The sequence below is a fragment of the Paenibacillus tundrae genome (assembly GCF_036884255.1).
Lineage (GTDB): Bacteria > Bacillota > Bacilli > Paenibacillales > Paenibacillaceae > Paenibacillus.
On the sequence record NZ_CP145605.1, the window covers coordinates 6,196,324 to 6,208,043 of the forward strand.

An 11,720-nucleotide genomic window follows, 5' to 3' on the forward strand; every position below is an offset into this window, starting at 1 on the left:
TGAGTTATCCTCCCGAACTGCGGAAGAAGCTGCCAAACCCGCTTGATTTGGATTTGGATGTGGATGAGCTATATGAGCTATTGCCGTCCTTGTTGCTCCGATAAGAGGAGCCACCGCCATAATAATAATGTCCACTGCTCGAATCATACTCACATCCGGTATCGTACTCCGGATCACATTCATCATTGTTGCTGCCACATCCAGCCAGTACAGCAGGAACAGCCAGCATTAGGGAGAATGCCACCAGCTTTGCTTTGGAACCGGGTTTCCCCCTGTGGTTGCGCTCTTCTTCGTTCATCACAGATCCACCTCCTTCATGAAAAACAACACTTTCCTACGATCTGCATCCAGCACCGAATACAAGAACTCATACGTCTTGCCACTGCGAACCATATAGTGATCCAGGAGCTGTTCGGCAATCTCCATCGTGTAAACAGAGGACTCTGTGAGCGTTAGCTCCTCAAAGGAATGTCCATTCCACAGCATGTACTCTGGGCTGTACATAGAGGACATTTTGCACATGGCCAAGGCTGCATCCGCAATTGCCCCACCGTATCCCTCCGGCATCTGCGTATCATACGCTGTCACATAAACGGCATGCTCCCGCTGATCCTGACACTCGTTGGACAGATGCGCCCACAGTTTGTTTTTGACCAGTGTAGCATCCACCAGCTTACGCATGAACAGTTCATCCCGCGTCACTGAAGCCTGCTCCAGCACGCCGGTCTCTGCTTGTTTTTCATCCGACCAGCTTCGATACGTCAATGAGTAATACATCCCGATAACCTCCCTCTCTGCAAGCTCTTAGGTGAGCCGTTTCATTACATACAAACGTATTTAACGCATCGGAAGAGAAAAAGTTACACAATTCACCATGACATGTAAAAAAGAACATGTTAGCTGTCCTCCTTCCACTCATATAAGTGCAGTAATCCGAAACAAACGTATGGATGGGACAACGCGCCCGTCTTAACCTGAAAAAGGGTTGCGATTGTCTCAAAAGGAATTTCCCCTCTTCACTCACGCTAAGCGCTAACGAACCTACCGCATCTTAATAGGCAGTTCATCTACGTATGCAAGATTTAACGAACCTCATTAATGCTACTCCTTCATAAAACCGTGTCAAAACCCAAAAAATCGGATGAATCGCCGAAGTAACGCCTCTGGGATTCGTTAGATCTCCAATCCGGGGAAATGGGAGCGAATAGCGTGTGTCAGATTCATTTAATGATAATAATGCTAAAGGGGATGTCCCCCGTCATTTTCATGACTTATGGGATATCCCCTTTGACCTGCAGCTTAGCTCCTGCAACTATAATTATCATTAACTTCGCTGTCTTACGTAGACCGGCTATGCTAGCTAAACTAAAACGCACAGCACAGCCTACATCTCAGCCCATTGAGCCAACAGTTCATTATATTCAGCCGATAACCGCTCACGCTCATTCCACAGGCTCTCCAGTTCAAGCGAGTTGTTCTGTATAGTCTCCAACTGCTGATCCAATTCCTGAATCTGCGCCTCAAGCCGAGCTAATGCCTGCTCCAGCTTCTCCGCAGAGCGTGTGCTGTCATTACTCTTGCCCCGGTTGGCAGCAGCGGCAGCTGATGAGGTTGCTGTTGAATTTGAAATGTTGCTCGCTTCAGTAGTTGTGTTATTGCTACAGCCTCTAGCCTTAGCCGTATCAGCAGATCCGCTCACCATAGAGGCTGCATCCGACTTCTTCCCAGAGCCGTGTGAAGCGACAGTGCTGCGAGAAGACGCTCCAGTTGCTGGGTTTGCCATGTCAACTGCATGAGCTTTCCGTTCAAGCTTCTTCTCGCGGTAAGCCTCGTAGTCTCCAAGGTAAGTGGTCATCTGTCCATTTTCCAATTCCCAGACACGGGAAGCCAGGCGATTCACGAAATACCGATCATGTGAGATCGCAAGTACTGTTCCTTCATAATCCACGAGCGACTCCTCTAACGCTTCTCTGGAGGCAATGTCTAGATGGTTCGTCGGTTCATCCAAGAGCAGCACATTCGGTTTGCGCTGAACCAACAGAGCTAACCGGAGACGTGTCCACTCTCCACCGGATAACTGTCCAACAGAGCGGAATACGTCTGCCCCATAGAAGAGATAACGAGCTAAAATTCCTCGTGCTTCTCCTTCCTCCACTCCAGCTTCTAATCGGAAGTATTCAAGCACGTTTAGCTTCGGATTTGTCGGTTCCTCCTGTTGAGCCAGGTACCCTACGTCCACGCGTGCGCCCCATTCCAGCTTGCCGGCATTTGGTTGTTCTTCACCAAGCAACAGCTTGAATAGCGTGGTCTTACCCGAACCGTTCCGACCGATCAGAGCAATCTTGTCCCCATACTCCAATAGACCGGAAACGCCGCGCAGAATTGCACGTTCGCCGTATCCCTTCTCAACGTGCTCCAGAACGGCTACTCGCTTGCCCGTGCGATCTGTGGGACGGACGTCGAAGTCAGCATTGCGCCGCTCCAGCACAGGTCGCTTCACCTGCTCCATACGCTCCAGTGCTTTGCGCATAGAAGCCGCTCGCCGGAAAAATTTCTCGTTACCGCCTACACGTCCCCATTCTTCCAGTTGGCGGATTGTTTCTTTCATTTTTTTGATGACCTTCTGCTGTTCCTTAAATTCTTCAAACTGCTGTAACAGCCGTTGCTCCTTCACCTTCATATACGCCGTATAACCTCCAGCAGACGTCTGGGCTTCGCCATCTTCCAGCTCCAGCGTTCGAGTAACCACCCGATCAAGGAAATAACGATCATGCGAGATGAGAACCACTGTACCGGGATATTCTCGTAAAAATCCCTCTAGCCACTCCACCCGCTCCAGATCCAGATGGTTTGTCGGCTCATCCAATAACAACAGATCCGGTCTTACAATTAACTGTGAAGCCAAGACCACTCGGGTTTGCTCTCCACCAGATAACGAACCGAAGCGCCAATCATAATGCGCCTTAGCCAGATCCAAACCATCCGCCACCTGATCAATCTGGGCGTCCATCTCATAACCACCCTCACGTTCAAACTGCTCTTGCAGGGCAGAATATCGTTTCAATAGACGGTCTAGTTGATCAGGATCTGCTGCACATGCAGGATCGGACATCTGCTGCTCCAGTTCCTTCATGCGTGTGCGACATTCCATGAGCTCCCTGAACCCAAGACTCAGCACATCTAACACGGTATAGTCATCCATGCCTTCTGGGACTTGAGCTACGTATCCGATCCGAGTATCTTTCTTAATCATGAGTTGCCCTTCATCCGGCTGGTTTGACCTAGCCATCAAGCGCATAAGTGTTGTTTTGCCGCTTCCGTTGCGGCCGATCAGAGCAACCTTGTCGCCTTCCATTATTTCAAAAGTTATGCCGTCCAGCACCAGATGTGCTCCGTGGTATTGTGTCAGTTGTTGCGCGCTAATGATCATCATAATAAGGTCCTCCTATGGATTGGAAGATCCTGACCGCAACACAAAAAGAGCCGCAGAGGTTAGCTCCGCGGCTCTTCCGAATCAAGCAATTACGCTTATTGTCCGAATGAGGTCAAGGCAGGCATCTTCTCGCAAATGTTAACTTCCGTATATTCAAAATTGGACAGACTTCTCCCGTTGTTGGAAAAAGTATGAACAATGCCAGCCATAGCAATCGGTAGCTGGCTAATACGGTTGTTAAGCATCTGGTGATTCACCTGTCTTCACCTCCCTTTTCATAATTAATGTCAATATATCACAGACACCTGTATCTCTGCAACCAGGCTTTTGCCCTTATGTTGTCTTCTGATCCATACGATAACGTTCACGAAAACCCTAGATTTCCACTGTCTGTACAAGGCAGAACCATAACTCTCATCACTGCAGCTGTGCGAACGCAAACTCAAAACCTAGATTAATTCCCGCCTCGACGTCGAATCACCAGAGCTGTAATCGCCACCGTAATCAGCGTCAACAGTCCGGATGTTCCCAGTGCTGCGCCGAGCAATGCATAGCCGATGCCTGGCCATCCACCAATGGCGATGCTAATCATGATGATGATGGCACCTCCCAGCAGAGCCACACAGGGCAGAATCGACTGAATCCACGTCAATTGGCGCTTCTGCGCCCGGTAAATAAGCCATTCAATCAGCAGCTGCACCACCCACATACCGAGTGTCCACAAGATGACTACGTCCATAAAGTCCTCCTTCTAATGACACCGCTCTACTTCGCACGCATTCTTACGCTTTACTTCAACCAATCTTCAAAAAAGTTCCGGTACCCTTCCTTCATAATGGTTCGTGAAAAGGCTCCAAACGCATACTCCCGGTTATCTTCTGACACACTCCGCGGAGCGGCAGCAGCCATGTTCACCAATTCAAACCAGTTATCCTCATTCCCTGCAAAGGCATGTGTAGATCGAATGTGACCATAACAAGCATGCTCTGGCTTCACAACCATTTTGCCCATCGCCATCGCTTCTGTCAGAGGCATCGCAAACGTATCGAATGTCGAACAGCTCCAATACACCTTTGCGGAATTCATCAGTGCAAATACCTCATCCTGTGTCAGCGCAAATTGCAGTTTCACATTGGAAGGAATGTTGTATTTCTTCATGCTCTCCTCGTAGCGTCGACCGCCAAACACCATGTATACTTCTTTGTCCGGGTTCTGTCTAGCATACTCAAGCACCAGATCCGGTCGACGATTCTCCTCATCTCGGCCGATCCAGAGCACACGGTTATGCACGACCTGATTCGGGTCGTAATGGCGGTGCGCCAGCTCTTCATTGAAGCCAATTGGAATGACGTTCACGTCATGCACACCGAAATTGCGCCCCAGCTCTCTTTTCAAAAACTCGGTCTGAACCACCGCTTTATCTACCATTGTATAGAACGGCTTCATCATCTCGTATCCCGTCAGTGCAGGGTCAGGGAAGCTGTGCGGGAACAGTACGCTTTTGGGTAAGAACATCTTCAAGAACGTAAATCCCGATACCGTGTATATAACATGCTCAATATTCTGGCTATGAATCTGGTCAAGCACGACATCATAGTTTACCAGATCGCCTTTCTCATGCTCATAACCTGGCAACCAATCATATCCGCTAACATGACGCTCTGGGGAGATAAAGACAATATCTACGCCCAGCTCCAGTCCAATCTGCTTCAGACGATCCGCGAACACGCGTGGTCCCTGAGCTTCTGTGAATTGAATTTTACGCATAACAAGTCCTACTTTACGCATGTGCTATACCCCTCATTTCTATTCCGTGAACAATCGGTTCATGCACTGACGGAGCGTTGCTGCCGTCTCCTGCCACTGCGCACGAAGCTGATCCTCAGGCCATATACAATCTGCATTATTCAGATCACGATCGATTAAACGCAGCATCCATAACGAGAATACGAATGCGTACGCATGATACCATGTTGCAAAAGAATCCGGATCAATCTCTACACCACACTCCTGTAAATGATCCAGATAAACAGTCATGACCAGCTCCCGCAGCTGCGGTGTAACCGTTCTAGGGAACAACGGATGGGATAAATCCACCAGATGATACATATCCCACAGTGGTGTGTTCAGATGGACATGCTCCCAATCAATAATGACCAATCTCCCCTGTACCTCGGAAATATTACCTGGATGCAGATCACCATGGCACAGAACGAGGGGAAGACGACTCTCTGCAATACGAATCTGCAACGTAAGATCATCCCAGTTTGCAGACGAGAGCCTCATCCCTAGACTAGAAAGCAATGTCTCCGTCTCCTGCTGATGATCAACCAGATCACGCAGCATATCCCGAATCGATGGCTTCTGTCCTACCCGCGGCAGATCAGTCCATGCTGTTGTCGATAGCGTATGCCAGTAGGCCATCATCACAGCCACGAGTAGCATCGTATTCTCACTCAAATCATGGCTCAGCTGTCCTAGATCCTCATAGATCAGCCAGCTCTGTTCAGGGGGTGTCCCTGCGGCCGATGATGCGATCAGTTGCGGAACATGAAAAGCTAACTCGGGAAATATATGCTGAGCTACCCATTGTTCACGTCCATACTGTGTATCATGGGTTAGAGGTTTGAAGATATAGCTCTCGCCCGTATGTACGGTGAACCGCTCCACATATCGCCCATTCATCCCCTGGTACAACGGCTCTCGATCCACGATATTGGCTTCATTCAGCACACCTTCTGGGGTTACCCATTCCTGCGCTTGTATGTCTTTATTCATTATGTCCACCATCCATTTTGCATCCACCCGCACAGCTATCTATTTGCTCTCTAGCGCCTATTCCGTTCAACGAATTCACCTCAAGTTGATACGCCAAACTGTTCTACAGGTTCGATGTTTTGTCCATCATACGCTTTCGTCTTGCTGCTCTGCAAGCGTAGGATATAGGGATTGTTTAAGAGGGATTCGAAAGACGATGATCCTAACCTAATTTTATAATCCTTGCTTTTTAGTTAGTAATCACTTACTATTCAATCATGAAGAACAAACCTCATTCAGATAGCAAAAAGAAAGACATTTTACAAGCTGCCATGCGCTTGTTTGCGACCAAAGGCGTTGACGGCATTTCCGTCAAAGAGATCGGTGATGCCGCTGGAGTAACGGATGCGGCGATCTACAAACATTTTAAGAATAAGGATGCGGTTGCGCTCGAAGCCTTTACACAATACTGCGCTGACTATACAGCCTTAATCGATGGATATGTTCGTCAAGAAGGAACGGTCAAGGAGCGCTTTCAACGATTAATTGCCGAAGTATTAGAGATGCATGATACAGATCCGTACGGACTACTGCTGATCTCGCAAAATCATGAAATATTCGTTGAAGTTGGAAGCAGCGAGGATTACCGTCAACCGCTGGATGCGTTAATGGATCTGATTGATCAAGGTATCATACGTGGCGAACTGCCTGCTCAAGATTCCAAATTAACTGGCGTGATGATCATCGGTGCCATAACACACTTGGCTGCATCCAGCATGCACGGGCAGCTCCCAGAGCAGCTTGTTCCCTACACAGGAGAAACGACACATCGTCTTATGTCGATGCTGGGGGATGCACCTCAAGCATAACGACGGGTCGGGGTTTATTCATTACGTCTGCATTTAGGTAGGACTGCTACTACACCTTGTCCATGTTTCATGGATAATAGCAATGCTGCATAGGATATAGAGAAATGTCTCAGTCCAACTTCCCACTACACAAATAGTATCGGGTGAATGATTAACGGGTCATACGTGGCCTTTCTTTTTTGCACATGAGGTTAGTGTTCATTAACTAAAATAGCGAGGGCGTGTTATTTCAAATGAAAAAGGTACTAATTATTCAGGGTAACCCTGTCTCACCCAGTTACAATGGTGCTCTCGCTGAAGCCTATCGTACAGGTGCTGTTGCCGCAGGCGCGGAAGTACGTATGATCACTTTAAACGAATTAAAGTTCAACATGAATTTGGAAGGAGGGTACCGTGATAAATTGCCTCTTGAGCCTGACCTACTGCAAGCACAAGAAGCCATTAAATGGGCTGATCATCTCGTCTGGGTATTCCCGATCTGGTGGGGAGGACCTCCAGCTCTGCTAAAAGGTTTCATAGATCGGATCTTCATGCCTGGTTATGCCTTCAAATACCAAAAGGGCAAACCCCTACCAGATCAATTGCTGAAAGGTCGCACTGCTCGCTTGATCACTACGATGGATGGCCCGAGTTGGTACTTCAAATGGTTCCAGGGTGAACCCGCACACAAGATGATGAAATATTCCACCTTCAGACTCACGGGTATCAAGCCTGTACGAACCATAACCGTAGATCAAGTGGGTAAACAGACTGAGGCACAGCGAAAGAAATGGTTAGAAAAAATAGAGCAGTTAGGGCGCACGCTAACATAATCTGTAGGCTCCTTACGATTGATTCTGTATCACCCCGATCTGTCATTCTACGGGGAGATATTCAGGTGAAAACGCTCTAACATTTCCATTAGAAAATTGTTACTCTTTTGATCACACATCTCCTTTACGTCACCGGATGGTATCAGCTGGCTTGGATGTCATACTGCTCCGTTCATACCTACATATATGCAACCAAAAAAAGGCCAGCCAGTACTTACTGGCTAACCTAATCATATGAGAGCTATTCGTCAGCTGAATGGAATGCGATCCGACGGATGTTCCGGCAAAATCGATGATACTAACTGCCGCACAGCTGGATGTTCCGATTGCACGATCCCTTCATTGCCACTGCCATAATACACCAGCCTTCCCTGATCCATCACGGCGATGCGATCACAGATCGTCATAGCGGCTCGAATGTCATGGGTAATGAATAAGTACGATAACCCATAAGAAGCCCGTAACTCAGCAAGCAGGGATAATATCTGTGTCTGGTGCACCATATCCAGACTGCTTATTGATTCATCCAGTACAATTAACTTGGGCTTGAGTGCGATTGCCCGCGCAATATTGACGCGTTGTAGCTGTCCTCCGCTGAACTGATGTGGATACTTGCTAGCATCCTCGGGTTTAAGCCCCACCTGTTCAAGTAATTCTCCAACCACACGTCGCTGATCCGTTGCGGATAGCCGCTCGTAATTGTCCAGCGGTTCTCCAATGATCTGGGCGGCGGTCATCAGCGGATTCACAGCAGAGTAACAGTCCTGAAATACGACCTGTAGATCTCGCCGTAACCCCTTCATTACCGTTTTGCTCGCACGGTACATATCCTGATCTTGAAACAAAACCTGTCCCTGGGAAGGCTTCTCCAGTCCCAATATGATTTTGCCGAGTGTGCTTTTCCCCGCCCCACTTGTACCTAACAGCCCCAGGCATTCACCCTTTTCGATCGTAAGTGATATATCTGCAAGCACAGGAGGACGTGCCCCCGAACGATCCAGCCAGTTGCGTTTGCCATACCTATGGCTTACTTCACGTACCTGAAGCATCAGGTCACCATCCTCTCTTATCCTCGGCATAAGCTCTCATGATACGAAACCGATGAAACCGGATATCATCCAGCATTCACGCATTACGTCCTTCCAGTTTAACTACGAATCGGAGCAGTCACGCTCATCGTCCCAAAGACATCCTCGGGCGAGCATGAAGCAGCATCCGTGTATATTCATGCTGGGGTTGATCAAATAACTGATGTACTTCGGCCTGCTCGATAATTCGCCCCTTCCGCATTACTGCAACTTCATCAGCCATCTGTGAAATCACGCCCAGATCATGTGATATGAGCAAAATGGCTGTTCCATATTCAGTGCGAAGTCGATCCAGCGCTTGCAGCACCTTCAACTGGTTTACGACATCAAGTGCAGTCGTTGGCTCATCGGCAATAACTACGGCAGGTCGCAGACACATCGAGATCGCAATCATAACCCGTTGCAGCATGCCTCCGCTCAGTTGGAAAGGATATCGTTTCATCAGCTTGGCAGGTTCGGGTAGATTCATTTCTGCTAAGGCAGATATAGCCTGCTCTTTGGCTTGTGCTTTGGTCATTTGCGTATGTGTACGCAAAGTCTCAATGAACTGTGAACCAATCGTAAATACAGGTGTAAAAGCATTCATCGGATTCTGCATAATAAATCCGATTTCCTTGCCTCGGATGCGCCGCATCTCCTCACCCGATAATGAGCTTAGCTCCCTACCATTAAGCCGAATGCTGCCGGTCACTTCCATCCTGCGCTGATCCAGCATATGGAGTAAAGCATTACATGTAACCGTCTTGCCGCTGCCACTCTCGCCGACAAGCCCGAAGACACGCCCCTTCTCCAGTTCAAAATGAATGGGCTCTAGTAGTGGAACAGAGCCATCCGCTGTTCGTAGGTTCACTTGCAGATTCCGAACCTCGAGCACCTTCGCTGTATCAACCATCGTTATTGTTCACCCCTTGTCCCACTTGCCTTTGCCTTCATTTTCTTCGACCTTCATGAAGCATTGGAAACTACCGTTTCGAAACACCATACTTCTCAGATAATGATTCTCCTAGAATGTTGAAGGTGATGACCACCAACAAGATCAGTGCGCCAGGGTAGATCATTAGCTCTGGGTGGCTACGAATATAGCTTGTTCCCTCATGGATCATTGCACCCCATTCTGCGTTGGGTGGTTGAATACCAAGTCCTAGAAAGGACAGCGCAGATATATCCATAATCGCCCAGCCCATCTCCAGTGTGCCCATGACAACAATGGGACGCTGCACGTTAGGGATAATATGTTTACGGATAATAGTCCACGAAGACGACCCGCTAATACGCGCCGCTGCGATGAAATTCCGTTCCTTGAGACTGACAACCATATTCCGACAGATGCGTGCATAATACACCCACTGTACCATCATTAGTGCGAGTAGAACCTGCATTAGACCAGGGCCGAAGATACCTACGATACCAAGCACCAGCACCAGGTTTGGAAAAGCCATAATACCTTCGCAGAAGCGCATTAACACACTATCCACCCAGCCGCCGAGGTACCCGGAGATTGAACCTACAATCACACCAATGATTAAAGAAGACAGGAAGATAAGCGTTGCAAAACCTAAAGATACCCGCGCCCCATAGATTAGCCTGGATAAATTGTCCCTTCCGAGGTGATCTGTTCCCAGCCAGTGCTCAAGCGAAGGACTTGCCAGCTTCTGCAACAGATTCACCTTCACTGGATCATGGGGAGCAATCCAAGGCGCCAATAACGCCACTCCGAAGAAAAACAACACAACCACCGAGCAGATCATGATGGCTCTTTGTCCTCTGAACACCGCACGCCATTTGTTTATCAATGTTCTGCCCGTCCTTTCGCCGAAATCCGTGGATCCATATAGAGCTGTACCAGATCAACGAGCAAATTGCATACGATGAACAGACATGCCGCAAAGAAGACATAACATTGGATAACGGGAATGTCCCGGTTAAATATAGCTTCCACGAAATATCGTCCGAATCCAGGCCAAGAAAATACCTGCTCCACAATAATCGTTCCTGTGAGCAGCTTGCCCATATTCATTCCCATCCCCGTAATAAGTGGCGATATGGCAATCTTCAGCACATGCTTCAGCATAATAACCCGTTCACGAATACCGCGTGTTCGCGCATACTGCACATACGTCTCCCCCAATTGCTCCAGCACGCTTGAACGCAACAACCGGGTATACACGGCGATCAGTACCAAGGAGAGCGTAACCGTAGGCAATACTAGATTCTCCCACGATCCTCGTCCCTCCACAGGCAGCCAATCCAGCTTCACAGAGAAAAAGAAAATCAGTAGATAGCCGAGCCAGAATTGCGGGATCGACGCACCGAAATAGGAAATCGCTCGGCTGACCATGTCAATCCAGCTATTCTTGTACACCGCAGCCAGAATCCCTAGCGGTATACTCACTACTGCGGAGAACAACATGCTCCATAAGGCTAATTCAGCCGTCGCTGGAAGTCTCAGTTTCACCTCATCCCAGACCGGTTTGTTCGTTAGATATGAGGTGCCGAAGTCCAACTGCACGATTCGCTGGAGCGTGTTGACATATTGCGTGAGCAAAGGCTGATCCAAGCCGAATTCATGCCGCTTCTCCGCGAGTAATTCCGGCGTTGGATAGATATGTGCTGCCGTTAGGTACGCCTCGGCTGGATCAACCGGCGAGATATGAATCAGCTCAAATGTAACAAGTGTAGCAATAATAACGATAGGAATGATTGCGATCATTCGTTTCCCGATATAGCCGATCACCAAACCTTCCTCCCTTTTATCAAGCTA

Annotated in this window: 14 protein-coding genes; 2 read left to right on the top strand and 12 right to left on the bottom strand. The window is 48.5% G+C overall.

What is annotated here, in order from left to right; genetic code table 11:
- Positions 1 to 4 precede the first annotated feature (4 nt).
- The 8 genes from V6W81_RS27685 to V6W81_RS27720 all read right to left on the bottom strand — a co-directional run bounded on the left by V6W81_RS27685 (position 5) and on the right by V6W81_RS27720 (position 6,211).
- A complete protein-coding gene (locus V6W81_RS27685; protein ID WP_145045189.1) occupies positions 5 to 298 on the bottom strand; it encodes a hypothetical protein in 294 nt (97 codons plus the stop codon).
- On the bottom strand, positions 298 to 777 hold the full coding sequence (locus V6W81_RS27690; RefSeq protein WP_310137632.1) for a hypothetical protein: 480 nt from the start codon (positions 775 to 777) through the stop codon (positions 298 to 300). The genes V6W81_RS27685 and V6W81_RS27690 overlap by 1 nt, the downstream gene beginning before the upstream one ends.
- Positions 740 to 895, bottom strand: a complete 156-nt coding sequence (locus V6W81_RS27695) for a hypothetical protein (RefSeq protein WP_338541014.1) — start codon at positions 893 to 895, stop codon at positions 740 to 742. The genes V6W81_RS27690 and V6W81_RS27695 overlap by 38 nt, the downstream gene beginning before the upstream one ends.
- A 489-nt stretch (positions 896 to 1,384) precedes the next feature.
- A complete protein-coding gene (locus V6W81_RS27700; RefSeq protein WP_338541015.1) occupies positions 1,385 to 3,433 on the bottom strand; it encodes an ABC-F family ATP-binding cassette domain-containing protein in 2,049 nt (682 codons plus the stop codon).
- A 95-nt stretch (positions 3,434 to 3,528) separates the two neighbouring features.
- The gene (locus tag V6W81_RS27705) at positions 3,529 to 3,690 is read right to left on the bottom strand and encodes a hypothetical protein (protein ID WP_239291188.1); all 162 of its coding nucleotides are present in this window, start codon (positions 3,688 to 3,690) and stop codon (positions 3,529 to 3,531) included.
- A gap of 197 nt (positions 3,691 to 3,887) precedes the next feature.
- The gene (locus V6W81_RS27710) at positions 3,888 to 4,172 is read right to left on the bottom strand and encodes a YesK family protein (RefSeq protein WP_338541016.1); all 285 of its coding nucleotides are present in this window, start codon (positions 4,170 to 4,172) and stop codon (positions 3,888 to 3,890) included.
- A 50-nt stretch (positions 4,173 to 4,222) separates the two neighbouring features.
- Positions 4,223 to 5,221 (bottom strand): glycosyltransferase, encoded by a 999-nt coding sequence (locus V6W81_RS27715; RefSeq protein WP_338541017.1) that lies wholly within the window; start codon positions 5,219 to 5,221, stop codon positions 4,223 to 4,225.
- 18 nt (positions 5,222 to 5,239) lie between these two features.
- On the bottom strand, positions 5,240 to 6,211 hold the full coding sequence (locus V6W81_RS27720; protein WP_338541018.1) for a phosphotransferase family protein: 972 nt from the start codon (positions 6,209 to 6,211) through the stop codon (positions 5,240 to 5,242).
- Positions 6,212 to 6,468: 257 nt separating this feature from the next.
- Here V6W81_RS27720 and V6W81_RS27725 point away from each other — a divergent pair, with 257 nt between their 5' ends.
- Positions 6,469 to 7,059, top strand: coding sequence for a TetR/AcrR family transcriptional regulator (locus V6W81_RS27725; protein ID WP_338541019.1), 591 nt, complete (start codon positions 6,469 to 6,471; stop codon positions 7,057 to 7,059).
- 233 nt (positions 7,060 to 7,292) lie between these two features.
- Entirely contained in the window at positions 7,293 to 7,871 is a 579-nt protein-coding gene (locus V6W81_RS27730; protein WP_338541020.1) for an NAD(P)H-dependent oxidoreductase, read from the top strand.
- Between the two features lie 248 nt (positions 7,872 to 8,119).
- Here the strand turns inward: V6W81_RS27730 and nikE are convergent, their stop codons facing one another.
- From nikE to nikB, 4 genes are all read right to left on the bottom strand, one after another.
- Positions 8,120 to 8,920 carry a nickel import ATP-binding protein NikE gene (gene nikE / locus V6W81_RS27735; protein WP_338541021.1) on the bottom strand — a complete coding sequence of 267 codons (801 nt, stop codon included), beginning with the start codon at positions 8,918 to 8,920 and terminating at the stop codon, positions 8,120 to 8,122.
- Positions 8,921 to 9,044: 124 nt separating this feature from the next.
- Positions 9,045 to 9,851: a nickel import ATP-binding protein NikD gene (nikD, locus tag V6W81_RS27740; RefSeq protein WP_338541022.1), complete on the bottom strand. Its 807-nt coding sequence runs from the start codon at positions 9,849 to 9,851 to the stop codon at positions 9,045 to 9,047.
- Between the two features lie 70 nt (positions 9,852 to 9,921).
- Positions 9,922 to 10,752: a nickel ABC transporter permease subunit NikC gene (gene nikC / locus V6W81_RS27745; RefSeq protein WP_145044713.1), complete on the bottom strand. Its 831-nt coding sequence runs from the start codon at positions 10,750 to 10,752 to the stop codon at positions 9,922 to 9,924.
- Positions 10,749 to 11,693 (bottom strand): nickel ABC transporter permease subunit NikB, encoded by a 945-nt coding sequence (nikB, locus tag V6W81_RS27750; protein ID WP_338541023.1) that lies wholly within the window; start codon positions 11,691 to 11,693, stop codon positions 10,749 to 10,751. Before nikB ends, nikC begins: the two co-directional genes overlap by 4 nt.
- Between the last annotated feature and the right edge of the window lie 27 nt (positions 11,694 to 11,720).